19 protein-coding genes are annotated in these 25123 nt (G+C 45.3%); 8 read left to right on the top strand and 11 right to left on the bottom strand.

The annotated features are described in order from the left end of the window. Window positions 1-308 precede the first annotated feature (308 nt). From BacF7301_RS09435 to BacF7301_RS09400, 8 genes are all read right to left on the bottom strand, one after another. Window positions 309-1712, bottom strand: a complete 1404-nt coding sequence (locus BacF7301_RS09435) for an alkaline phosphatase (protein ID WP_167962215.1) — start codon at window positions 1710-1712, stop codon at window positions 309-311. A 57-nt stretch (window positions 1713-1769) separates the two neighbouring features. After that, the gene (locus BacF7301_RS09430; protein WP_167962213.1) at window positions 1770-2624 is read right to left on the bottom strand and encodes a phosphodiester glycosidase family protein; all 855 of its coding nucleotides are present in this window, start codon (window positions 2622-2624) and stop codon (window positions 1770-1772) included. Between the two features lie 49 nt (window positions 2625-2673). Next, a complete protein-coding gene (locus BacF7301_RS09425; protein ID WP_167962211.1) occupies window positions 2674-4101 on the bottom strand; it encodes a BACON domain-containing protein in 1428 nt (475 codons plus the stop codon). Window positions 4102-4129: 28 nt separating this feature from the next. Next, window positions 4130-5065, bottom strand: coding sequence for a phosphodiester glycosidase family protein (locus BacF7301_RS09420; protein WP_167962209.1), 936 nt, complete (start codon window positions 5063-5065; stop codon window positions 4130-4132). A gap of 34 nt (window positions 5066-5099) precedes the next feature. Then, window positions 5100-6368: a RagB/SusD family nutrient uptake outer membrane protein gene (locus tag BacF7301_RS09415; RefSeq protein ID WP_209319516.1), complete on the bottom strand. Its 1269-nt coding sequence runs from the start codon at window positions 6366-6368 to the stop codon at window positions 5100-5102. Between the two features lie 15 nt (window positions 6369-6383). Then, window positions 6384-9596 carry a TonB-dependent receptor gene (locus BacF7301_RS09410; RefSeq protein ID WP_167962207.1) on the bottom strand — a complete coding sequence of 1071 codons (3213 nt, stop codon included), beginning with the start codon at window positions 9594-9596 and terminating at the stop codon, window positions 6384-6386. Between the two features lie 325 nt (window positions 9597-9921). Continuing rightward, the gene (locus BacF7301_RS09405) at window positions 9922-10866 is read right to left on the bottom strand and encodes a FecR family protein (RefSeq protein ID WP_167962205.1); all 945 of its coding nucleotides are present in this window, start codon (window positions 10864-10866) and stop codon (window positions 9922-9924) included. A 208-nt stretch (window positions 10867-11074) separates the two neighbouring features. Further along, the gene (locus BacF7301_RS09400; RefSeq protein WP_167967149.1) at window positions 11075-11605 is read right to left on the bottom strand and encodes an RNA polymerase sigma-70 factor; all 531 of its coding nucleotides are present in this window, start codon (window positions 11603-11605) and stop codon (window positions 11075-11077) included. Between the two features lie 263 nt (window positions 11606-11868). On the opposite strand from BacF7301_RS09400, the gene recJ reads away from it, so the two are divergent. The 8 genes from recJ (at window position 11869) to dnaG (ending at window position 23088) form a co-directional block, all read left to right on the top strand. Further along, window positions 11869-13587, top strand: a complete 1719-nt coding sequence (gene recJ, locus BacF7301_RS09395) for a single-stranded-DNA-specific exonuclease RecJ (RefSeq protein WP_167962203.1) — start codon at window positions 11869-11871, stop codon at window positions 13585-13587. Beyond that, window positions 13580-15484, top strand: a complete 1905-nt coding sequence (locus tag BacF7301_RS09390; protein WP_167962201.1) for a RecQ family ATP-dependent DNA helicase — start codon at window positions 13580-13582, stop codon at window positions 15482-15484. The genes recJ and BacF7301_RS09390 overlap by 8 nt, the downstream gene beginning before the upstream one ends. Window positions 15485-15522: 38 nt before the next feature. Next, entirely contained in the window at window positions 15523-16485 is a 963-nt protein-coding gene (locus BacF7301_RS09385; protein ID WP_167962199.1) for a tetratricopeptide repeat protein, read from the top strand. 302 nt (window positions 16486-16787) lie between these two features. After that, on the top strand, window positions 16788-17636 hold the full coding sequence (locus tag BacF7301_RS09380; protein WP_167962197.1) for a prephenate dehydratase: 849 nt from the start codon (window positions 16788-16790) through the stop codon (window positions 17634-17636). Next, window positions 17611-18789, top strand: coding sequence for a pyridoxal phosphate-dependent aminotransferase (locus BacF7301_RS09375; protein WP_167962195.1), 1179 nt, complete (start codon window positions 17611-17613; stop codon window positions 18787-18789). The genes BacF7301_RS09380 and BacF7301_RS09375 overlap by 26 nt, the downstream gene beginning before the upstream one ends. A gap of 92 nt (window positions 18790-18881) precedes the next feature. After that, on the top strand, window positions 18882-19943 hold the full coding sequence (locus tag BacF7301_RS09370) for a bifunctional 3-deoxy-7-phosphoheptulonate synthase/chorismate mutase type II (protein WP_167962193.1): 1062 nt from the start codon (window positions 18882-18884) through the stop codon (window positions 19941-19943). A 166-nt stretch (window positions 19944-20109) separates the two neighbouring features. Next, window positions 20110-20883 (top strand): prephenate dehydrogenase, encoded by a 774-nt coding sequence (locus BacF7301_RS09365; RefSeq protein ID WP_167962191.1) that lies wholly within the window; start codon window positions 20110-20112, stop codon window positions 20881-20883. Window positions 20884-20997: 114 nt separating this feature from the next. Then, the gene (gene dnaG, locus BacF7301_RS09360; RefSeq protein ID WP_167962189.1) at window positions 20998-23088 is read left to right on the top strand and encodes a DNA primase; all 2091 of its coding nucleotides are present in this window, start codon (window positions 20998-21000) and stop codon (window positions 23086-23088) included. A 112-nt stretch (window positions 23089-23200) separates the two neighbouring features. On the opposite strand, the gene folE is transcribed toward dnaG, so the two are convergent. The 3 genes from folE to tpiA all read right to left on the bottom strand — a co-directional run bounded on the left by folE (window position 23201) and on the right by tpiA (window position 25106). Continuing rightward, window positions 23201-23791 (bottom strand): GTP cyclohydrolase I FolE, encoded by a 591-nt coding sequence (gene folE / locus BacF7301_RS09355; protein ID WP_167962187.1) that lies wholly within the window; start codon window positions 23789-23791, stop codon window positions 23201-23203. A 7-nt stretch (window positions 23792-23798) separates the two neighbouring features. Next, window positions 23799-24248, bottom strand: coding sequence for an SPOR domain-containing protein (locus BacF7301_RS09350; protein WP_167962185.1), 450 nt, complete (start codon window positions 24246-24248; stop codon window positions 23799-23801). Window positions 24249-24350: 102 nt separating this feature from the next. After that, on the bottom strand, window positions 24351-25106 hold the full coding sequence (tpiA, locus tag BacF7301_RS09345; RefSeq protein ID WP_167962183.1) for a triose-phosphate isomerase: 756 nt from the start codon (window positions 25104-25106) through the stop codon (window positions 24351-24353). Window positions 25107-25123: the final 17 nt, after the last annotated feature.

Here is a 25123-nt window from a genome sequence, read left to right as displayed (position 1 = left end):
TAACGAAAAAGCGAAGTTTCTCTGGAAGCCTCGCTTTTTTTATTTCTCAATACATTAGCAATCAATTAGGGTAATTGCACCAAAAGTCTGTTTCTTTTCTTGCGGTTTCATTCAAAACCGCACGTGAAATGAACTAAATTATAAATAAAGGATTAGGCACGGATTACACGGATTAACACGGTTTCTTTGCGTAAACATTACACTAAAACCGTGAAATCCGTGTAATCCGTGCCTAAAAAATATTCCTTTCTGCATCGTTTTTCTCTAATTCAAATACTGCCTCACCTTCTTGATTGATAAGCCTCTCCCTATTTGATTAGGAACAACTTCCGCAGCACATTAGCCATATCCGTATTGTCTCTCCTGCCCGAATAAAGAACAGCCTGCTTGCCTATCGCATACAATGGCACAGGCGCTCCCGTATGAGTTTTAGTTGTCCATCCCAATGACGCCTTCTTATCCAACAAGGCAATAGCAGCCACCGCTAAAGGTTCGTCTTTCGCGTAAAGGCTGACCACATCTTTCGACTTCTTCTTCAAGAAAGACTCTTCGTAGCAAACCAATAATTCAAGTTCTTCACGCGGGGTAATCTTAATTTGCTCCCAAAAGCCCAGGTTCTTTTTCAGAAACGCTTTCATGTCTTCCCACGAAGGAATCATCTTTCCGCTTTTCATTTCACGCATAGCAGCAGTCAAGGCTTCTTGTGAACACTTCTGATATTGGAGCAAGTCAATATTCAAGTTCATATCGGAGTTGCCCAGTCCAAGACCGCCCGTTTCGTGGTCGGCAGTTACTAATATCAATGTCTCGTTCGGATGATTTTTGTAGAAATCATAAGCCAAGCGGATACATTGGTCGAAGTCAATGGTTTCCTTCACAACAGCGCCACCGTCGTGGGCATGGGCCGCCCAATCTATTTTTCCGCCTTCTACCATCATAAAGAAACCCTTCTTCTCAGTTTCCTGAAAATTAGCAAGGCAGGCTTTTGTCAAGTCAGGCAAACTCAAGTCTTTGGCGGAACGGTCCATCGCATATTTCAGGCTTTTGCTCACTGTGTCGGTTGGGAAAAGGAGAATTTTATCCTTTGCAGTAGCACGGTTATAAGCGTCCATTCCACGAAACATCGTATAGCCTTTCTGATTGAACAAGTCGTAAAGGCAAGGTGCCGAAGGGTTACGCTTGCTGCGAGGTTCGAGCAATCCCGCCCCGCCGAAGAAATCGAAACCGGAATTGGCGGCATCCACTCCTATTTCGTAATACATAGAGCGGTCGGGCTGTGAAGCATAGAATCCACCGGGAGTAGCGTGGTCGATAGAGGCAGAGGTGATTATTCCTATTTTATAACCTTTATCTTTCAGTTGGCGTGCCAGGGATTTTAACCCGTGATTCTTTTCCGCATCCATTCCGATTACATAGTTCGTTGTTTTTTCTCCGGTAGCCAAAGCGGTAGCCGCGGCGGATGAACAAGTTATCAGGTGAGAAGCCGAGCGCGTGCATACCTGAGTCATCACAGGAAAAGTGGGAAATAGCAGCGAACGTTCGCCCGTATCTGTTCCTACTTTCTCCGCATAAATCTGGGTTGCTTCCACATGGTTGAATCCCATACCGTCACCGATAAACAAAAAGATATATTTGGGGACTTGTGCTCCGTTTACAACGACACTGCACAATAATAATAGCCCCAACAGGGACAATCTTAAAAGTTTCTTCATTTCATTTTCCATTTTATTCGCAGCTTCAAGCCGTGCGATAGCTGATAAACAATAAGGTTATTCATAAATATAAATGATGTTGGGCACTCCGCGTTCTCCGGCATGGTCGAAACGTTTATTATCACAAGGATAATTGACGACACCATTATCCGGTGCTCCCGACAGCCATAATGTTGTGGAACCGCCACCGTCCAGATTCAACGCATCCTTACCGCCTAATATCCGAAGCAAGTGTGCCAGTTCGGGGATATTCACCCCTTCGGCACGCCCCGGGAAACGTCCGTTCACCGTGACAAGCAGTATTTTTCCGTCCTTCGTCATACAAACAGCACTACGGGGATGCTTGGTCCGGACAAAGTCCCTTCCACACAAGCTCCAGTCGCATACCCGACCGTCTTTTAATAATAACGGACCGGATGCCAATATTGTACCCACCTTTCGCTTATATTTTTTCTCAATCTGTCTGTTCCAGGGAATCAGCTTCATCTTTCCTTTCCGTTCGTAAACGGCTCCCGTGACACGTAGTTTAAACTCGTTTATCGTTGTCGTATCAATCACTTGCCTGTCTGTTTTCAGGAAACAGACAGAATTCCCATGCTTCATATCAAAATAAGAACCATTGATTGCCGCAAGCGCATGATGTTCGGAAGCTATCCGGCTTGTCTTTTTCATACCGTCCGATAGGGCAATACCCGCTTTCATCCCTTTGCCGGGGTCAATCTCTATCAGGTTGATAACTTGGGGACACTGATAAAGCTGAGGTATAGACGCACTCTTGTGGATAAGCCCCTTTTGAGCATGTACTATCTCCCATTGTGCGGAAACGATTGCCAAAGAATCTGATGCGGTCTGCCCTTTCAATGTTCCGACGGAACAGAGAGCTAAGACAAGGGTAACGAAGTATTTTCTCATTGTAAACAGACAGATAAATGTGTTAAGTTAATAAATTAATTAAGTTATCTTATTCAGTAAGACTATTCCCTTGCAATATCCACGCAGCTTTCCGGGTTGCATATTGCGACCATGCCTTGATATCCGCAGGTATCTGTCCACTCAACTGATTATCATTCACTCTGAATATACCACTCGAACCACTCTTCTCGATTACCGTTCCATATCCGTAAGGGATACTACCACTGAATCCGTTGGTATAAATCATAAACTCTTTCAGGCTCTTCCAAGTGGTCGGTTTATTGTTTCCGTCTAACGGAATAACCGGAAGCGGCCCGCTCAAATTATTACAATATGCCTTTATTGTCACCATACCGGGAATATTTATCAACATATCCAGATTGCCGGTAAACGTATTGTTAAATCCGGCCGGAGTGGAAGTTGGATGATTTGAGATGTTAAAGCTAGTCAATAATTCACATTCTCCCAAAGATTCCGGCAAGTTTCCGCTTGCAGCAGATTCTATTATCCATAAAGTGGTCAATTGGGACAGTTGTCCTATTTCCTCGGGAATACCTGCTAACTTCTGATGTTTGAACTTTATGCTTCTCAGTTCCGACAAGTTGCATAAGGGGATAATATCTCCTTCGATATTATTCGGGGACTGAATATCAATCTCAACCACCCTCTTATTCTCAAACTTCAATCCGAACCAGTTTGTCGGGTTAGTTTCCAGTGGAGCGTCAAAGTTCCATTTCTTCGTCCAGTTATCTCCGTTCGCACTTTCGTAGAACATTCTCAGGTAATCGATGTCTCCCAAAGGTTTCTTATCCTGCGTTATTGTCAGTACGTCGGTAATCCCATTCGAACCTTTCAGGTACAATGAGGCGGTACGTCCCTCGTCTATATCCGTATAAGGGTCAATCGCCAATTTCAGTTCCGATTCATTGATGACGCCCGGAGTAATTGCCGCCCCGTCGGTAACGTGTATCCAGTCGCATCCTTCGGACAGTTCGTATGTGTAAGTAACCATTGTCGAAAAAGGTATCACCTCTTCCGCACTACCTTCCGCTCCTACTTTCACCGCACGTTTCTTTAAAGCGATACCCACTCCTTCCTGTACCACTCTCAGCTTTGTTTCGGCACCCTCGATAATCCAGCCTGCAATTTCCGCTTCGCGGGGAGCTACATTCGCATTTTTGGATACCGATATTCTGAAACTTCCCGTACCCATCCCGTTCGATGAAAGCAAGTCAATCCAAGTGGCGGAAGTCTTCACACGCCAAGGCAGATTGGACTCGATATCCACCGTATATTCCTTTTCTTCCAACGGAAGATTCAGCGTTCCGTCCGCAAACTTCAAATCCGGTTCGGGCATTGTGCGTCCCGTATCATCCGTAAAGTCCTGACAGCTTGCCATACCCATCAGCAAGGACAGGCAACAGATGATTCCCCATAGACCTTGCCGGCAACTATACATTCTATTATTTCGTATCATAATGATTCAACTATTAAGATTCAAACTATTAATTATCGGTCACCACCAACAGTCCGTTGGCAACCGCTCTTTCGACACCGCCATTATCATAAGGCCAATTGCGGATAGCAAAACGGCCCTCTTCAAATCCCGCCTTCGAGCGGATAATGAAAGTAGACGAACCACCGCCATCCAGATTGATAGCATCCTTCGCTCCCAACGCTTTCATGACAGCTCCCATTTCAGCATACCTCATGCCGTTGGAGTACCAAAAGTTACGTCCGTCGGCAACCAAAATATAAACGACATTATTGTCCGTCACGCCGATAGCCGTCCGGGGTTCCAGTGCTGTCGATGTCTGAGGAAGCACATTCCCGTTCGTCATCAAACGCACGCGACCGCCCACCGCTTCCTGAATCTCATCCTTATAAGTATCATATTCGTCATACGAGCCAATCACCGCCTTCTTACCCTTCGTGACGGCAAAGAAAGTACATACATTATCGGTCATCGTATTCTTCAAGCATACCCCGTTCCGGTAGTAAATGCCTTGCGGTGTTCCGTCCGTAGCAAAGAAATCACCATTCACGGCAGCCAGTACACGGCTTCCCTGTTTGTCGTGCGCCAATGCCTGCAACGTCATTTGTTGTTTGGTTTTGAGCTTGCCTTCGTCTTTGGGAGACGAAGCTTTCATCGTCAGGTGCGTGTCTTTCAAATCGACTTCCAGGACAAACATCTTTACTGCCATACCTGTGGCAGAAAGGATTTCCATCTCCAAAGCCTTTACGCCCGGAGTCAACGTATAAGTAGTGTCCGAGAAATATTGTCCGACGTATCCGTCACTTCCGGCAATTATCTTCTGTCCCAACTCCGTTTTCGCGCCCTCGGTGGAATAGACGGTCAGGTCTTCATCATTATTGCATCCCGTCCATAGCAGACACCCCAAAAGAAGAAGAGCGGAATCATATATCAGTTTTTTCATCATTTTGTCTCTTTAATAAGTATAAATACAATCATTATCAATATCCGGGATTCGGCTCCAGGTTCGGATTCGAAATCATTTCCTTGCCTGGTATAGGCAATACCAACTGGTAATCTTTCAGTCCGAGCATTGTCTTTGCCTTATTCGTACGTATGAGGTCATAATATCTGAAACCTTCAGCAAGCAGTTCCTTCCGGCGTTCGTCCAGGATATATTCTATAAATTCGTCTTCATCCTTCGGATTTACGGCATCCAGCCCGCGTTCTTTCCGCAAGTCGTTCAGCCGTCCCAGACCTTTGGAGAGTCCTTGCGCTTCCGCACTTATCAGGTACATTTCGGCCAGACGACTCATCACCACCGGGTCGGTACCGGTTTGTCCGCTCGGATATTTATTGATACAAGGTTCGGCACCTACATTGATAATGGAAACTTCTTTCCGTTTATCCTTGTCGTCATACATATTCATCACGTCGTTCGTGGGACGATACACATAGCTGCCGTGATTGGGATGAGCATATGTATAGAATAAGGTGGAAATGGTGATATTCGATTCTTCCGCCAGACATTGGAAGGAAAAGATAACTTCCGTGTTGGTCTTTCCACGGAATATCTTGTCGAAGCTATCCAGTTTGTATTTTCCATCCTTTATCAGACCTTCCGCCAGTGCAGCCGCTTCCGTCTTTTTGCCACGTTCGAGCATCACACGGGCTTTCAGTGCAAGGGCGGCATCGCGGGATACATAGTAACAACTGGAAGAAGTCCCCAAGAAAGCAAGGGCTGTTTCGAGTTCTTCCTCAATAAATGCCCACACTGCTTCTTCCGAATCACGGAAAGGCTTGTCCATCGTGTTCACTCTTTGGACAGGCACACCACCCCAGCGTGTCACCAGTGAATGATAGATATATGCCCTGAAATAATGCGCTTCTCCGATAATCAGATTGCGCAGGTCGGATTCGGGAAGGTCTTCTACGATGGAGATAACATTATTTACTTGATATAAAGCATTGTAATAGCCGTTCCAACTGTTGGCTACGATCGAATTCAGTGAGGAAAGTACAGAGTTTATCAAGTCCCTTGCATTCCCTGTACTTTGAGTCAAGTCTCCGCCCAATATATCGAATGTAATATATGACTCACGCGCCGGAGAGTTCTGTACCTTATTGTACATTCCCATGCGTAAAGCCGATAAGTCTTTGGGCGTCACACTTCCCGGCGATACGGCGGAGTGGGATTCGATATCAAGCATGCCACTGCATGAAGCCAGCAACAGGCATCCCAGAAATATAGTAATAATCTTTTTCATCATTGTGAGCGTTTATGATTAGAAACTAAGGTTTATTCCGAAATTAACCGAACGGGAAGGCGGCACTCCATACAAATCGACGCCAAAGTACTGCGGATCCATGTTCTTACTCACTTCAGGGTCCCAACCGGAGTATTTGGAGAACAGTAACAGGTTGTCCCCTTGCACATAGAGACGCAGACCTTTCAATCGAATCTTTTGTAACATTACCTGCGGGAATGTATAACTGAATGTAAGAGAACGCAAGCGGATGAAAGAGCCGTCTTCAAGGAAACGGGTGGAGTTCTTGCTGTTATGCCCACACAGCGTATTGACCGCACGCGGATATTTATCAGAACTTCCCGGAGCTGTCCAACGATTCTTGGCGACATCTTCCGTAATGGCCATGCGGTATCCGGGACGGGTAGCGGTCACCGCCCATTCGGCATACACATCATTTCCGTACATATACGTAAAGAACACATCCAACTGGAAACCTTTGTATTTGAAAGTATTGTTCCATCCGCCGAAGAAATCGGGATTGGAAGAACCGGTCAACACACGGTCGTTATCATTGATAATGCCATTATTATCCGCGTCATGATATTTCACGTCACCGGCACGTACACCCAGGTCGTACAATGGTTGCGGCACTTCACCGTCATATTGGTAGAGCCCGTCCATTTGGAACAGGTAGAAAGCTCCCAGTTCCTCACCCACTTTCAGGGCACGGTTAGCACCTATCGGAAGTAAGTCGTCTCCCAGCAGTTTGGTGAGTTTATTTTTATTATGGGATATATTGAAAGAAGAAGTCCAATTCACCTTTCCGATATTCATGTGCCCGTTTATTGAGAACTCGACACCATAATTCCGCATCGAGCCGATGTTGCTGATGATACTGGTGAAACCGCTTGTCCCGTGCAAGGGCATTGAATAAAGCAGGTTGTTCGTATTCTTCAGATAAATATCGGCTATCATATTCAGCTTCCCGTTCCAGAAACCCAGGTCGAAGCCGAAGTCATACTGGTCGGCAGTTTCCCACGTCAGTTTGTTATTTCCCATGCTGGTGACTGCCATACCGCTATTATTGCCGTAATTGATGCCACCGGACATTAACGGTTGCCAGGCATAATTGCCGATTCCATCCTGATTTCCGGTCTTACCATAACTCAGGCGGAACTTCAAGTCTGTCTGAGGGAATTTCCAGAAAGATTCTTTCGAAACATTCCAACCTAAAGAGACAGAGGGGAAATATCCGTAACGGTCGGAAGGGGCAAAACGGGATGAACCGTCCGAACGCATAGTCACATTCAGAATGTAACGGTCTAAATAAGACAGGTTGATACGTCCGAAGTAGGACTCCATGGCAAACTCGGAGATGCCGCCCGAAGCATTATAAATTTCGGAAGCCGTGCCGACCGTATCGAATACCGGAGACGGAAAACCGCGTCCGTCGATGGAAGATGTACGGGTGGACATCTTCTGAAAAGAATGTCCTAGCATCAAACCCGCTTCAAAATCACCGAACTTATCATTATAGTTGAATACATTCTCTATCAATAAGTTCTTCACCAGGCGGTTGTACTCCACAATACGTCCGCCGCCTGCTCCATAAGGATGATTCTCATTGTAGTACACATAGTCATACGTATATCCGATGTCGGTGCTGACAGAGTTCTTCAGACTGAACTTCTTATATTTTAAGTCGGCATTGAACGTTCCTAAATAACGGTAGGTATCAATATAGGATACTTCTTCATTCAGAATCTGAAGCGGGTTATGACGTGCCAGTTCATCAGTTCCACCTAAATAATAGTCTCCGTTCGGCTTGTAAGGGCGGTCGAAAGGACGCTGTTCAACGGCACGGGCTACGATGGTAGAACCGATATTGGCTCCCGGAACCCGGTTATTTTTCAGATAGTTACCGCTAACATTGGCACCGACTTCCAACCACGAAGCCATTTCATGGCTAATCTTCGCTTTCAGATTAATTTTGGTTATATCATTAGTCTTAATAATACCTTCCTGATAATTGTAATTGGCTCCGACATAGAATTTAGTTTTCTTGCTTCCACCGGAAAAGGAGAGGTCTACATTGTAAGAATGCCCCACTTGAGTAATCAAATCCAGCCAATCCGTATCGGGCATTCCCTGAAATGGGTTGGAGATAGGTACTACATATCCCGCCGAACCTACGGTATAGCCATTCTGACGATTATAACGTTCGACTCCGTCGTTGTAGGTTTCCACATACAAGTCGGAATCCGCATATTTGATGCGTCCTTTATTGGCAAATTTGGAGATTCCCGTACTGACATTCAAACGAATATCCGAACGGCCTTCCTTACCGGATTTGGTTGTAATCACCACCACGCCATTCGTTGCCCGCGAACCGTAGATAGCTGCCGAAGCGGCATCTTTCAAAACTTCAATAGATTCGATGTCCGTCAGATTCAATACTGCCATCGAACTCAAATCTTCCCCCATATTGAATAAGGAAGCGTTACTGTTAAGGATGGGAATTCCGTCCACCACGTACAGAGGCTCGTTGCTGGCACTCAAAGAAGCCGCACCGCGAATACTCATACGTTCGGAACTTCCCAAATTGCCGGAGCCGGTCGATACCGTAACACCCGCCACTCGTCCTTGTAGTAATTCGCTCGGAGTCAACACCGGACGCATATTCGATTCGCTGGGCTTAAAAGAACTGATTGCATTAGTCACCAACGCCTTGCGTTGTGTACCGTATCCTACAACCACCACTTCATTAAGCGCCTTTGAATCTTCGCCCAAGGTCACATTGATAGTCTGCTGTGCTTTCACCGGATATTCCATACTCTTATATCCGAGGAATGAAAAGACCAAGGTAGCATTATCGGGAACTTCAAGGCTATACTTGCCATTTATATCGGTGATTGTGCCGATGGTAGTACCCTTAACCGACACATTGCATCCTACGATGGCTTCGCCCGAATATTCCTTCACCAGACCGGTTATTCTTTTCTTGTGTTGCACAGGACTTAGTGCTTCAACTTGTTTTTTCGTAAGGATGATGTGTTTTCCTTCCATTGTATAGGAGAACTCCGTACCCTTCAGCGCATCCACCAGCAGACTTGCCACTGTCCCATTCTGAGTGGAAATAGACACTTTCCGTTTCAGACTAACCTCGTGTTCATTATAGATAAACAAATAGTCTGTTTGTTTTTCAATCTGCCTGATGATTTCGGCGAATGTTGCGGTTCCTTTATTCATCGTAACTTTTTGATTCTGAGAATAGCCGTTTAGGGCATACGTCTCAAAAATGATGAATAACAGGAAAAAGACAGTTAACCTCATAATTCTTAAAATTTGAGTACAGTGTGTTTTTCTATGGACAATACGCCCATACCAAAGATTATTTTTCATATCTTTGCCTAGAGTTATTAAGTTAATACATAAAGATTTGGAATGAAAGTCGAGTCTTTTTTATTGACTTCTCACATATCGGTAAATGTTGCAGCATTTACCGATATTTTCGTTCTAAACAGACAGGTGCTCTTGTTCTCATGTTTTTCATTTTAGGGTTCATACTTCTTAATCAATAGATGATAATCTGATTCTTCTCATCATCCTGCATATAGTTAAATTTAACGTACTTCTGCAATACCTTCATCACGTGTTCGATACCTTCTTTCTGCCGGAACTTACCTGTACACGGACGGGAAGCTATCTCTTTATTATTGTTGATAATCTGCACTTCATAATATTGCTCCAATTTCTTGAATACCGTTGCCAAAGGTTCGTTCTTGAAGGAATAGATTCCCATCCGCCAGAGGAAGTCGTTGTCCGAAGTGAATGTCTCTTTATAAAGTTTACCGTCTCTCGCTTCTACTTTCTCATGCGGTTTCAGCACTATTTCGTTTTGCGTATCCGGCTGGTAGACGGTTACTTTTCCTTCTATCAGAGACGTTTCGAACATATCGGAATTCGGATAGGCGGATACGTTGAAGGTGGTTCCCAATACCCGGATATCATATTTCTGCGTTTCAACAATGAAAGGGTGTTTCTCGTCGTGCGCCACTTCAAAGTATCCTTCTCCTTCCAAAATCACCTTTCTGTTTGTAGAGTGGAAGCCGTTGGCGGGATATTTCAATGTGGAGTTGGAGTTCAACCAAACTGTTGTCCCGTCAGCCAATAACAGATTGGCACGCTGTCCTGCCGGAACGGTCACTGTCTGCACATCGGTAGAATGTTCCAACCGGTAGTCCTGATATTCCTTATGGATGATAAAAGCAAGCATGGCAACTACCGCGGCTATCTTCATCGACGTCCAGAGATACCGCATTACAGGTTTCTTCCTTTCCGTATTCTTCGTATTCTGTCCGTCAACATTTCCGTTCCAAAGAGTTGCGTTATAAATGCGATGCAACTGCATCAGTTGTTCACGATGTTCTTCGCTCTCCTTCATCCAGCGTATCACTTCCTTCTTTTCTTCGGGAAGTACGTCACCGGCAATATATTTATTAAGTAGTCTTACGTCCATACTTTCTCTGATTAAAAAGCAATCCCTTCATGGGCTTACATATATAGGACACATCACTTGCGAAGTTCACTAGTGGAAATATGAAAAATAGCACACTTTTTTTCGGGAATCCGTTCCCCGGTGCCGAAAGCATCGCTCCCCGGTGCCGCGAGGGGTCTTCCCCGGTGCCGAAGGGTGTCTTCCCCGGTGCCGGACTTTTTGAAGGAAATCAGATGAAAAACAGGATATACAAATAGTCCTTCAAATTCACCCGCAGGGCTTTCAACGCTTTGCCTATATGGTAGTCTGCTCCCTTAACGGTGATGTCAAGTGAGTCGGCAATCTCCTTTACCGATTTATTTTCGTACCGGCTCATCACAAATGCCTTTCTAGTCTTTTCCGGCAATTCGTTCAGGGTTTGGTTGACAATCCGGTTTATCTCTTCCGAGAAAATATCCGTCGGATTGCAGGCGTCCAAAGAAGAGATGCGGAAGTCAAGCTCATAGAGTTCGTCATTCAGGATATTCTCACGAGCTTCCATCCGCAAGTGCTCATTCCGCAGATGATTCAACGACTGGTTCTTTACTACGGTCATCAAGAAAGCACGGACATTATCCACTTCTTCCGTCTTCATCGTAGTCCATAAAGTAATCATCGCCTCGGAAGCTATATCTTTCGACAGCATTTCATCATGGAGGTAGGATTTGGCGAATAGGAAGCAACGTTGATAATACTCTGAATAGATATTATCAAATGTCATATTGGAGTCTGTGACGTTGCGCGGCTTTCTCATTTATCAGATTCTTATTGGTGGAGCAAAGATAAACCAAAAAAGTTATCTTCCAAAAATCAGCTATAAAAACTAAAAGACACCCCATATCAAACTTCCGGTTTTCCACTGCCCATGAAATATTTTCGTCATATCTACTCCCACTTCCGGTTTTTTTCGTACTTTTACCCCTCGTTGGAAAGAAGTGCCTTTCGCAACCCTTGAGAACAGAAAAAGAAAAAACAATATATAAAATGAATCACAAATGGAATTATCGACCCATTACACCCGAACAGGCAGAGACAAGCCAGACATTGGCCCAGGAATTAGGGATTAGCCCTATACTTGGACAACTTTTGGTACAGCGGGGAATAACGAAGGCAACGGATGCCAAGAAGTTTTTCCGCCCGCAATTGCCCGACCTGCACGACCCGTTCCTGATGAAGGATATGGATATTGCAGTAGAACGTCTGAACAAGGCGATGGGAAAGAAAGAACGTATTCTAATTTATGGAGATTATGACGTAGACGGTACTACTGCCGTAGCACTGGTCTACAAGTTTATTCAACAGTTCTATTCGAACCTTGATTATTACATACCCGACCGCTACAACGAAGGGTATGGCATTTCGAAAAAAGGAGTGGACTATGCTGCCGAAACCGGTGTAGGACTGATTATCGTACTCGACTGCGGAATAAAGGCAGTAGAAGAAATCACGTATGCCAAAGAGAAAGGCATTGATTTTATCATCTGTGACCATCATGTGCCGGATGACATCCTGCCGCCTGCCGTAGCTATCCTGAATGCCAAGCGTCTGGATAATACGTATCCGTACACGCATCTTTCGGGCTGTGGCGTAGGTTTCAAATTCATGCAGGCGTTCGCTATCAGCAACGGTATCGAGTTTCATCACCTGATTCCGTTGCTCGACATCGTAGCGGTAAGTATCGCGTCGGACATCGTTCCGATTATGGGTGAAAACCGTATTCTGGCTTTTCATGGGCTGAAGCAGTTGAACAGTAATCCGAGTATCGGAATGAAAGCCATTATCGACGTATGTGGACTTTCCGAAAAAGAAATCACTGTCAGCGACATTGTGTTCAAAATCGGGCCGCGCATCAATGCGTCGGGACGTATCCAGAACGGAAAAGAAGCGGTGGACTTGTTGACGGAAAAAGACTTCTCGGCTGCGCTTGAGAAAGCCGGACAAATCAATCAGTATAACGAGACACGGAAAGACCTCGATAAAAGCATGACGGAAGAGGCGAACAAAATCGTCGCCAACCTGGACGGGTTAGCCGACCGCCGCTCTATCGTGCTTTATAACGAAGAGTGGCACAAAGGGGTAATTGGTATCGTAGCTTCCCGCCTGACGGAAGTTTACTATCGTCCTGCCGTAGTACTGACCCGGACGGATGATATGGCAACTGGTTCCGCACGCTCTGTTTCCGGTTTCGATGTATACAAGGCGATTGAACATTGCCGCGACCTGCTGGAGAATTTTGGCGGACATACCTATGCTGCCGGATTGTCCATGAAAGTGGAAAACGTGGAAGCTTTCACCAAACGGTTCGAAGAATACGTCTCGCAGCACATCCTACCGGAGCAGACTAGTGCCGTTATTGATATTGACGCCGAGATTGACTTCAGGGATATTTCTCCCAAGTTCTTCAATGACTTGAAAAAGTTTAATCCGTACGGCCCCGATAACATAAAGCCCATCTTCTGTACGCACCATGTCTATGATTATGGGACAAGTAAAGTGGTGGGACGCGACCAGGAACATATCAAACTGGAACTGGTTGACAATAAATCGAACAATGTGATGAATGGTATCGCATTCGGGCAAAGTTCGCACGTACGATATATCAAGACCAAACGTTCGTTCGATATCTGCTACACCATTGAAGAGAATACCCACAAACGTGGTGAAGTGCAACTTCAAATCGAAGATATAAGACCGATTGAATAAGTATCAGGAGATATTAAGACAATACTGGGGATATGACTCTTTCCGCGATTTGCAGGAAGAGATCATTACCAGTATCGGTGAAGGCAAAGATACACTGGGACTGATGCCGACCGGTGGCGGCAAGTCCATCACATTTCAGGTTCCTGCCCTCGCACAAGAGGGACTTTGCATCGTCATTACTCCTCTCATCGCCTTGATGAAGGACCAGGTGCATAACCTGCGCAAACGCGGTATCAAGGCTCTTGCCGTATATTCCGGTATGACACGGCAGGAGATTATTACCGCACTTGAGAACTGTATCTTCGGCAATTACAAATTCCTCTATATTTCTCCGGAACGTCTGGATACGGAAATATTCCGCATCAAACTCCGTTCCATGAAAGTCTCCATGATTACAGTAGACGAAAGTCACTGTATCTCACAATGGGGATATGATTTCCGTCCTGCTTACTTGAAGATAGCGGAAATACGGGAACTTTTGCCGAGTGTTCCGGTACTGGCACTTACCGCGACCGCCACCCCGGAAGTAGTAAAAGACATTCAAGCCCGCCTGAATTTCCATGAAGGGAATGTTTTCCGCATGAGCTTCGAGCGGAAGAACCTGGCGTACATCGTCCGCAAGACGGATAACAAGACAAAAGAATTATTGCATATCTTACAAAGGATGCCGGGCAGTGCCATTATTTATGTACGCAACAGGCGACGGACTAAAGAAATCACCGAACTATTGGTAAACGAAGACATTACCGCCGATTTCTATCATGCGGGACTTGATAATGCCGTAAAAGACCTGCGGCAAAAGCGTTGGCAAAATGGTGAGGTTCGCGTAATGGTGGCGACAAACGCCTTCGGAATGGGTATTGACAAGCCGGATGTCCGAATTGTACTGCATCTCGATCTTCCCGATTCGCCCGAAGCCTATTTTCAGGAAGCCGGACGTGCGGGAAGAGACGGGGAAAAGGCTTACGCTGTCATCTTATATTCCAAATCGGATAAAACAACACTACATAAGCGGATAGTGGATACTTTTCCCGACAAAGAATATATCCTCAATGTCTACGAACATTTGCAGTATTACTATCAGATGGCGATGGGAGACGGATTCCAGTGTGTCCGCGAATTCAATATCGAAGAGTTTTGCCGGAAGTTCAAATATTTTCCGGTGCCGGTGGACAGTGCACTGAAAATACTGACTCAGGCCGGTTATCTGGAATATACAGACGAGCAGGACAATGCTTCGCGTATCCTGTTTACGCTTCGCCGGGATGAGTTGTACAAGTTGCGCGAAATGGGACCGGAAACGGAAGCACTGATACAGACTATTCTCCGTTCGTACACAGGAGTGTTCACGGATTATGCTTATATCAGCGAAGCATCCCTGTCCATACGTACCGGGTTGACACGCGAGCAAATCTACAACATACTGGTGACGCTGACCAAACGCCGTATCGTGGATTATATTCCTCACAAAAAGACACCTTATATTATATATACGCGCGAACGGCAGGAACTCCGTTTCGTACATATCCCGCCTTCGGTTTATGAAGAGCGCAAAGTCCGCTATGAAGCGCGCATCAAGGCAATGGAAGAGTATGTCACTTCAGACAATGTATGCCGCAGCCAGATGTTGCTCCGCTATTTCGGAGAGAAGAACGAACATAACTGCGGACAGTGTGATGTCTGCCTCAGCCGTCACGCAACAGATTCTCTATCCGAAGATTCTTTCGAGGAACTGAAACGGAAAATCATAGAGCTGCTTACTCAGAATCCGCTATCTCCAGTAGAGATAGCCAATCAAATAGCGGCGGAAAAAGAGGAAGTGGCGGAAGTCATCCATCATTTATTGGAAGAAGGTGCATTGAAGATGCAGGACGGAATAATACATATTTCAAAATAAGTTATTACATTTGCAGATAAACTCAAAAACAACATATCATGCCGAACTTTTTTAAATCTTTCTTCTCCGGAAAGTCTGAAACTCCGGAAAGCGAAAAGCAAAAAAACGACCAGAAAAGATTCGAGATTTTCAAATATGACGGTCTGCGTGCACAACGCATGGGACGTCCGGATTATGCCGTAAAATGTTTCACTGAAGCTCTTGCCATCGAGGAAGAGTTCGAAACAATGGGATATCTCAGCCAACTCTACATCCAAATGGGAGACACGGCAAAAGCACGCGAACTGTTGGAGAAAATGGCTGCAATGGAACCGCACATCACCAACACTTTCCTGACATTGGCAAATGTATGCTTTGTTCAGGAAGATTATCAAGCGATGGAAGAGGCTGCCAATAAGGCGATTGCCATCGAAGAAGGAAATGCCGTAGCACATTATCTGTTGGGAAAAGCCCGTCAGGGACAGAATGACGACCTGATGACCATCGCCCATCTCACGAAAGCCATCACTCTGAAGGATGATTTCGTTGAAGCCCGCCTGCTGCGTGCAGAAGCTCTCCTAAAGCTGAGACAGTACAACGAAATGATGGAAGACATAGACGCTGTACTTGCCCAAAACCCGGAAGAAGAAACTGCCATACTCCTGCGTGGAAAAGTGAAAGAAGCGAACGGACAGGCCGAAGAAGCGGAAGCGGACTATCAGCTTGTTACGGAAATAAACCCTTTCAACGAACAGGCATATCTTTATCTGGGCCAACTTTATATCAACCAGAAGAAACTGACGGAAGCCATCGCCCTGTTTGATGAGGCTATCGAACTGAATCCTAATTTCGCCGAAGCCTACAAGGAGCGCGGACGTGCCAAACTGTTGAATGGAGATAAAGACGGCTCTGTGGAAGACATGAAGAAGTCTTTGGAACTGAATCCGAAAGAGGAGGCCGGGCTGAACGGAGAATTCAAGAACCTTGGAGCGAAGACGGAAGCACTGCCGGGTATCTTCTAAGTGTCCTTTTTATATATTTTAGGCAAGAAAATAAAAAAAGTATCGCTTTTTGTTTGCGTTTAACAGAAAAGTATTACTTTTGTCCCCAGAATTAAAAACCAAAGCAAAAAACAAAGACTCGTATGAGATCATTTACTTATGCATATTACTTCTTTTTTTACTTTTACTTTAGCAACAAAGTAGAGCGGGAGTTTGTATGTATCAAGTGACAGTGATGCTTAAGGACTGAATAGAGAAATCAATCATATGAATCCCGCTCCAATATGGACGCGGGATTTTTTTTATATAAACCATTTAGAACAATGAAAAAGATAGCAATTCAAGGAACACTCGGCTCATATCATGATATCGCCGCACACAAGTACTTCGAGGGAGAAGAAATAGAGTTAATCTGTTGTGCCAGCTTCGAAGACGTGTTTACTTCGATACGTAAGGACAGCCAGGTTATCGGAATGCTAGCCATCGAGAATACGATTGCAGGCAGCTTGCTGCACAACAATGAGTTGCTGAGACAAAGCGGTACGCAGATTATCGGTGAATACAAACTGCGTATCTCGCACAGCTTCGTCTGCCTGCCCGATGAAAGTTGGGAAGACCTGACGGAAGTCAACTCCCACCCTATCGCTTTGATGCAGTGCCGTGATTTTCTGAATCAGCATCCGCAACTGAAAGTGGTGGAAGGTGAAGACACGGCACGCAGCGCAGAAGCTATCAAGAACGGAAATCTGAAAGGACACGCCGCTATCTGCTCCAAAGCGGCTGCCGAACGCTATGGAATGAAAGTCCTGCAAGAAGGCATCGAAACAAATAAGCATAACTTCACCCGTTTTCTAGTCGTTGCAGACCCTTGGCAGGTGGACGAGCTTCGCCAGCATCATGCCAACGCAACCAACAAGGCGAGTATGGTATTCACTCTACCGCATACGGAAGGCAGTTTGTCACAAGTATTGTCTATCCTGTCTTTTTATAATATCAACCTGACCAAGATACAATCGCTGCCGATTATCGGACGTGAATGGGAATACCAGTTTTACGTAGACGTAGCTTTCAACGATTATCTGAGATATAAGCAATCCATTGCAGCAATCACTCCATTAACCAAAGAACTTAAATTATTAGGCGAATATGCAGAAGGAAAATCAAACGTATAAAATCGCTCCTGCCCACAGACTGGCAAGTGTAAGCGAATACTACTTCTCAAAGAAGCTGAAAGAGGTAGCACAGATGAATGCGGAAGGAAAAGACGTTATCAGTCTGGGTATCGGCAGTCCCGATATGCCGCCTTCGGAAAAGACCATCGAAACATTGTGCAACAATGCCCACGACCCGAACGGACACGGTTATCAGCCGTATGTGGGTATCCCCGAACTCCGCAAAGGTTTCGCTGCCTGGTATCAACGCTGGTACGGAGTGGAACTGAATCCGAATACGGAGATACAGCCATTGATTGGCTCGAAAGAGGGTATTCTTCATGTCACACTGGCTTTTGTCAATCCGGGCGAACAGGTATTGGTTCCGAATCCGGGGTACCCTACTTATACTTCCTTGAGCAAGATACTCGGTGCGGAAGTCATCAATTATGATTTGAAAGAGGAAGACGGCTGGATGCCCGACTTTGAAGCACTGGAGAATATGGATTTAAGCCGCGTGAAATTGATGTGGACGAACTATCCGAATATGCCGACAGGCGCAAACGCAACCCCCGAACTGTATGAACGTCTCGTTGACTTTGCCCGCCGGAAGAATATTGTGATTGTGAATGATAATCCGTACAGCTTTATCCTGAACGAAAAGCCGATCAGTATTCTGAGTGTGCCGGGAGCTAAAGAATGTTGCATCGAATTCAATTCCATGAGCAAGAGCCACAATATGCCGGGCTGGCGTATCGGAATGTTAGCATCGAACGCTGAATTTGTACAATGGATACTGAAAGTAAAAAGCAACATCGACAGCGGAATGTTCCGTGCCATGCAACTGGCGGCCGCAACAGCTCTGGAAGCAGAAGCAGACTGGTATGAAGGCAATAACGAAAACTACCGTAACCGCCGCCACCTCGCCGGTGAGATTATGAGAACATTGGGATGCACCTACGACGAAAAGCAAGTAGGAATGTTCCTTTGGGGGAAAATTCCCGCATCTTGCAAGGATGTAGAGGAACTGACGGAAAAAGTGCTGCATGAAGCTAGAGTGTTCATCACACCGGGATTTATCTTCGGCAGTAACGGAGCGAGATATATCCGTATCTCCCTCTGTTGCAAGGATGCAAAACTAGCGGAAGCACTGGAAAGAATCAAAAGACTCTGACCGCCCGGGAGCAAAGATGATTACTGATAATCAAACTAATCCCGCCAGAGTCGTTACAATAAACAAGTATAAAAGTAAAAACAAATAAGAATATGGAACTCGAATCAATTTTATTACCGGGCATTGAAGCTAAAAGACCGATTGTCATTGCCGGCCCATGTAGTGCAGAGACTGAAGAACAAGTGATGGATACAGCCAAGCAATTGGCAGCTAAAGGACAAAAGATATTCCGTGCAGGAATCTGGAAACCGCGTACCAAGCCGGGTGGTTTCGAAGGAATCGGCGTAGAGGGTCTTGCCTGGCTGAAAGAGGTGAAGAAAGAAACGGGAATGTATGTTTCTACCGAAGTGGCAACAGCCAAGCACGTTTACGAATGTCTGAAGGCCGGAATTGATATTCTTTGGGTAGGTGCACGTACCACCGCCAATCCTTTCGCCGTACAGGAAATCGCTGACGCACTGAAAGGTGTTGACATCCCTGTATTGGTTAAGAATCCTGTTAATCCGGATCTTGAACTATGGATTGGAGCTTTGGAACGTATCAACAACGCAGGTTTGAAACGATTGGGTGCTATCCACCGCGGTTTCAGCAGCTACGATAAGAAGATTTACCGTAATCTTCCTCAATGGCATATTCCTATCGAACTACGCCGCCGTATCCCCGAACTGCCCATTTTCTGTGACCCGAGCCATATCGGCGGCAAACGTGAACTGGTAGCTCCGCTTTGCCAGCAAGCAATGGACTTGAACTTCGACGGTCTGATTGTAGAAAGCCACTGCAACCCGGATTGTGCTTGGAGCGATGCTTCGCAACAGGTTACTCCCGATGTACTCGACTATATCCTCAATTTGCTGGTTATCCGTACCGAAACTCAATCTACAGAAAGCCTGAGCCTGTTGCGTAAACAGATTGACGAATGTGACGACAATATCATCCAGGAACTTGCCAAGAGAATGCGTGTCGCCCGCGAAATCGGAACATTCAAGAAAGAGCACAACATCACTATACTACAAGCCGGACGCTACAATGAAATTCTCGAGAAACGCGGAATGCAGGGAGAGCAATGTGGTATGGATGCAGAGTTTATGAAGAAAATCTTCGAAGCTATCCACGAAGAATCTGTTCGTCAGCAGATGGAAATTATCAATAAGTGATTCACGGTTAGTGATTAATGATTAATTGGCTGCGCTATATTATTGTATATGTAAGATAGTAGGTTTATCATCAGCCTATGACTTTAATCATTAACTTATTCGTTAATCATTAATCACTAACTCTATTCGTTAATCACCAATCACTAACCATTAATCGTTAACAAACGTGAGAATATTAATCCTCGGAGCCGGAAAAATGGGCTCCTTCTTTACTGATATTTTGAGCTTTCAACACGAGACGGCCGTGTATGACGTCAACCCGCACCAATTGCGTTTTGTCTACAACACGTATCGTTTCACTACATTAGAGGAGATTAAGGAATTCGAACCGGAACTGGTTATTAATGCCGTTACAGTAAAGTACACGCTGGATGCTTTCCGCAACGTATTGCCCGTACTGCCCAAAGACTGTATCATTAGTGACATTGCCTCTGTAAAAACAGGACTGAAGAAGTTCTATGAAGAAAGTGGCTTCCGTTATGTTTCCAGTCACCCGATGTTTGGCCCTACCTTCGCCAGTCTTAGCAACCTGAGCAGCGAAAATGCGATCATCATCAGTGAAGGCGACCATTTGGGAAAGATATTCTTCAAAGACCTCTATCAGACGCTGAGACTGAATATTTTCGAATATACATTCGACGAGCATGACGAGACAGTAGCCTACTCACTCTCCATTCCATTCGTCTCGACTTTCGTATTCGCTGCCGTAATGAAACATCAGGAAGCTCCGGGAACTACGTTCAAGAAGCATATGGCTATCGCCAAAGGTCTGCTGAGTGAAGATGATTATCTACTTCAGGAAATCCTGTTCAATCCACGTACTCCGGGACAAGTGACCAACATTCGCACCGAGCTGAAGAACCTTCTTGAAATCATTGAGAACAAGGATGCGGAAGGGATGAAAAAGTATCTGACGAAAATTCGGGAGAAGATTAAATAATCCGCAACCGATATAGGTAAGATTTAACCATCCCCTGCAAAAAAGTTCTTTGCAGGGGATTTTTTTATGTGTACCTTTGTATCCGCAAAAACGGATTCACAGGAGAAAAGAAGAATGATAGATCAAGTTACCATCGACCGGATATTGGACGCGGCACAGATAATGGATGTCGTTTCAGATTTTGTCACCCTGCGCAAGCGTGGTGTCAATTACGTCGGTTTGTGCCCATTCCATAGTGACAAGACACCTTCTTTTTACGTTTCTCCCGCCAAAGGGCTTTGCAAATGCTTTGCCTGCGGCAAGGGTGGAAACGCAGTGCACTTCATCATGGAGCACGAGCAGATGTCTTATCCCGAAGCTCTGAAATACCTTGCCAAGAAATACAATATTGAAATCAAGGAACGGGAGCTGAGCGATGAAGAGAAATTTGTGCAGAGCGAACGCGAAAGTCTGTTTATTGTTAATAACTTCGCACGCGACTACTTTCAGAATATACTGAAAAATCATATAGACGGCCGCAGTATCGGTATGGCCTACTTCCGTAACCGTGGTTTCCGGGATGATATTATTGAGAAGTTCCAATTGGGATACTGTACCGACAGCCATGATGCTTTCTCCAAAGAAGCGTTACAGAAAGGATATAAGAAAGAATACCTCGTAAAGACGGGACTTTGCTATGAGACAGACGACCATCGTTTGCGGGATCGTTTTTGGGGACGTGTCATTTTCCCTGTACATACCCTCTCCGGTAAAGTAGTGGCCTTTGGCGGACGTGTGCTCGCCAGTGCTACAAAAGGGATTAAAGTTAAATACGTCAACTCTCCAGAATCAGAGATTTACCATAAGAGTAACGAATTATACGGTATCTATTTTGCCAAACAGGCAATTGTGAAACAAGACCGTTGTTTCCTGGTCGAAGGTTACACGGATGTTATTTCTATGCATCAGTCCGGTATAGAGAATGTAGTCGCTTCTTCGGGAACGGCTCTTACACCGGGACAAATCCGTATGATCCACCGCTTCACCAATAATATGACTGTGCTCTACGACGGTGATGCGGCAGGTATCAAGGCTTCTATCCGAGGGATTGACATGCTGCTTGAAGAGGGCATGAATATTAAAGTCTGTCTGCTACCCGATGGTGACGACCCGGACTCTTTTGCCCGCAAACATAACTCTACGGAATTTCAAGCTTTCATATCAGAGCATGAAACGGACTTTATCCGCTTCAAGACCAACTTACTGTTGGAAGACGCAGGAAAAGATCCTATCAAGCGGGCGGAACTTATAGGTAATTTGGTGCAAAGCATCTCCATTATACCGGAAGCGATTGTACGCGATGTCTATATCAAAGAATGTGCCCAGTTGCTGCATGTAGAAGATAAATTGCTAGTATCGGAAGTTGCCAAAAGACGGGAAACACAGGCGGAGAAACGGGCTGAGCAAACCGAACGGGATCGCCGGATTGCCGCAAGGACAGCTACGATAGCTCAACAAGGGCAGCCGGGAGAAGCAGGCGGAAGTGCCCCCATGCCCAATGGCGATATTCCGTTGCCACCGGAAGCCAGTGATGCCGGATATGCTGAATCTCCTTTTCCGCCAGAGGATAACTATGCTTCTTTCATTCCGCAGGAAGGAAAAGAAGGACAGGAGTTCTATAAATTCGAGCGGCTGATACTGCAAGCGGTAGTTCGTCACGGTGAGAAAGTCATGTGCAATCTGACTGACGAAGAAGGAAATGAAATTCCGGTGACCGTCATAGAGTATGTGGTCAATGACTTGAAGGAAGATGATTTGGCTTTCCATAATCCGTTGCACCGCCAAATGTTGTCGGAAGCTGCCGCACATATGCATGATTCAAGTTTCATCGCGGAACGCTATTTTCTGGCGCATCCCGATCCCGTCATCAGCAAGATGAGCGTGGACTTGATTAATGTACGTTATCAACTTAGCAAATACCATTCCAAGTCACAGAAGATTGTGACAGATGAAGAACGGCTCTACGAACTGGTTCCGATGCTGATGATTAACTTCAAATACGCAATCGTAACAGAAGAACTGAAACATATGCTTTATGCTTTACAAGATCCGGCTCTCGCCCATGATAATGAGAAATGCGACTCGCTTATGCAACGCTATAATGAACTGAGAACTGTGCAAAGCGTCATGGCAAAACGATTAGGTGACAGGGTTGTACTGCGATAATTCTTCCCCGGTGCCGAAGGTATCCTTCCTCGGTGGCGAACACCCTCTTCCCCGGTGCCGAAGCCTGTCTTCCCCGGTGCCGGACAAAAATCACGTTTCCTGTAAGTTTCCCCTACAAAGTTCCGTGTTGAATGAGATTCATAAACTCTTCGCGAGTCTTAGCCTGATTGAAAGCGCCTGTAAAGTCTGAAGTAGTAGTAATGGAGTTTTGTTTTTCCACACCGCGCATTTGCATACACATATGCTTTGCTTCCACTACAACCATCACGCCTAATGGATTCAGCGTTTCCTGAATACATTCTTTGATTTGCAGCGTCATGCGTTCCTGCACTTGCAAGCGGTGAGAGAAAATATCGACTACACGGGCAATCTTGCTCAACCCGGTGATATAGCCGTTTGGAATATAAGCCACGTGCGCCTTCCCGTAGAACGGCAGCATGTGATGTTCGCAGAGAGAGAAGAAATCAATGTCTTTTACAATCACCATCTGGCTATATTCTTCCTGGAATTTAGCAGAGCGGAGTACTTCGTGAGGATCCATATGATACCCCTTTGTCAGGCTCAACATCGCTTTAGCCACCCGTTCGGGTGTTTTCAACAACCCTTCCCGTTCGGCATCCTCACCCAACAAAGTTATAATACTGTGATAATGACTTTTCAACTCTTCCAGATTCGGAGAGACTATTTCTTCTTTTCCTAACATGATTGATTTATAAAGGGATATTTATCTGATCTCTTACAATAGAAACCTCTTTAAACACACCGGTAGCTTTCAACCGGCGCATCATCGCGTCCGCCTCTTCAATGCTCCTGAAATCACCCACACGGCAAAGCCAACGGGGCGGAGTGAATGAAGTATATATCGGCAACTCCGGGAAATACTCTTTAACACGTGAGGCGACATGATAAGCATCATTCTTCGCCTGACGGGTATTATTACCGGCATACGCCTGTATCCGGTATCCGGAAGTCTTTATTACCTTATGCTCACCTGTCGCAGGACGTTCCACACCAATCAGAGCTCCAATACGGGGGTCTTGATGAATAGTCACCTTTCCCTGTCCCGGCACTGTACGTTCCAGGCTTTTGACAATGCCCTGTGCTTGTATGCCGGCACCTGTCAAGACCAACAATAAAGTAAGTAAAGCTAGTTTTCTCATTTTATAAATAATATTAGGCACGGATTACGCGGATTACGCGGTTTCTGATTTCATACACTAAACCGTGTAATCCGTGAAATCCATGCCTGAAATAAATTTTAATTATGCGTTAAATGCATCAATGATTCCTTTGAAATCAGATACTTTCAGAGCAGCGCCACCAATCAAACCACCGTCAACGTCCGGGTTAGAGAACAATTCTTTAGCGTTAGAAGGCTTGCAGCTACCACCATAAAGGATAGAAGTATTATCAGCGATTTCCTTGCCGTACTTGTCAGCTACGATTGAGCGGATGAAAGCGTGGATTTCCTGTGCTTGTTCAGGAGTAGCAGTTTTACCTGTACCGATTGCCCAAACCGGTTCGTAAGCCAATACAATCTTAGAGAAGTCTTCAGCAGACAGAGAGAATACAGATTCCATCTGAGCAGCTACTACTTCATTTTGCTTGTTAGCTTCGCGTTCTTCCAATACTTCACCGATACAGAAAATCGGAGTCAGACCGTTAGCCAAAGCCAATTTTACTTTTTCTTCGAGGATAGCAACTGTTTCACCGTAGTAAGCACGACGTTCAGAGTGACCCAGGATTACATATTTAGCACCAGTAGAAGCAACCATTTCAGCAGAAACTTCACCTGTGTATGCACCTGATACTTTGTCAGCACAGTTTTCAGCACCTACGCCAATCTTAGCAGCGTCTACCAACGGAGTAACAGAAGCCAAGTGGATAAACGGAGTACAGATTACTACATCACAATTAGGTTTTTCAGCCAATGCTTCGTTCAGTTCTTTTGCCAAAGCGATACCCTCTTGAAGGGTTTTGTTCATTTTCCAGTTTCCTGCAACAATGTTCTTTCTCATTTTGTTTTCTTTATTTA

Source organism: Bacteroides faecium (genome assembly GCF_012113595.1).
Classification (GTDB): domain Bacteria; phylum Bacteroidota; class Bacteroidia; order Bacteroidales; family Bacteroidaceae; genus Bacteroides; species Bacteroides faecium.
Note: the sequence above shows the minus strand (reverse complement) of the source record. Positions and strands in the feature narration are given on the sequence as shown.

Coding starts and splice junctions, on each gene's coding strand:
- BacF7301_RS09430 (WP_167962213.1), bottom strand. CDS start 2,624: ATGAGAAAATACTTCGTTACCCTTGTCTTAGCTCTCTGTTCCGTCGGA.
- folE (WP_167962187.1), bottom strand. CDS start 23,791: ATGTTAGGAAAAGAAGAAATAGTCTCTCCGAATCTGGAAGAGTTGAAA.
- BacF7301_RS09350 (WP_167962185.1), bottom strand. CDS start 24,248: ATGAGAAAACTAGCTTTACTTACTTTATTGTTGGTCTTGACAGGTGCC.
- BacF7301_RS09435 (WP_167962215.1), bottom strand. CDS start 1,712: ATGAAGAAACTTTTAAGATTGTCCCTGTTGGGGCTATTATTATTGTGC.
- BacF7301_RS09385 (WP_167962199.1), top strand. CDS start 15,523: ATGCCGAACTTTTTTAAATCTTTCTTCTCCGGAAAGTCTGAAACTCCG.
- BacF7301_RS09370 (WP_167962193.1), top strand. CDS start 18,882: ATGGAACTCGAATCAATTTTATTACCGGGCATTGAAGCTAAAAGACCG.
- BacF7301_RS09405 (WP_167962205.1), bottom strand. CDS start 10,866: ATGGACGTAAGACTACTTAATAAATATATTGCCGGTGACGTACTTCCC.
- BacF7301_RS09410 (WP_167962207.1), bottom strand. CDS start 9,596: ATGAATAAAGGAACCGCAACATTCGCCGAAATCATCAGGCAGATTGAA.
- BacF7301_RS09400 (WP_167967149.1), bottom strand. CDS start 11,605: ATGACATTTGATAATATCTATTCAGAGTATTATCAACGTTGCTTCCTA.
- BacF7301_RS09415 (WP_209319516.1), bottom strand. CDS start 6,368: ATGATGAAAAAGATTATTACTATATTTCTGGGATGCCTGTTGCTGGCT.
- BacF7301_RS09425 (WP_167962211.1), bottom strand. CDS start 4,101: ATGATACGAAATAATAGAATGTATAGTTGCCGGCAAGGTCTATGGGGA.
- BacF7301_RS09380 (WP_167962197.1), top strand. CDS start 16,788: ATGAAAAAGATAGCAATTCAAGGAACACTCGGCTCATATCATGATATC.
- recJ (WP_167962203.1), top strand. CDS start 11,869: ATGAATCACAAATGGAATTATCGACCCATTACACCCGAACAGGCAGAG.
- BacF7301_RS09420 (WP_167962209.1), bottom strand. CDS start 5,065: ATGATGAAAAAACTGATATATGATTCCGCTCTTCTTCTTTTGGGGTGT.
- BacF7301_RS09375 (WP_167962195.1), top strand. CDS start 17,611: ATGCAGAAGGAAAATCAAACGTATAAAATCGCTCCTGCCCACAGACTG.
- dnaG (WP_167962189.1), top strand. CDS start 20,998: ATGATAGATCAAGTTACCATCGACCGGATATTGGACGCGGCACAGATA.
- tpiA (WP_167962183.1), bottom strand. CDS start 25,106: ATGAGAAAGAACATTGTTGCAGGAAACTGGAAAATGAACAAAACCCTT.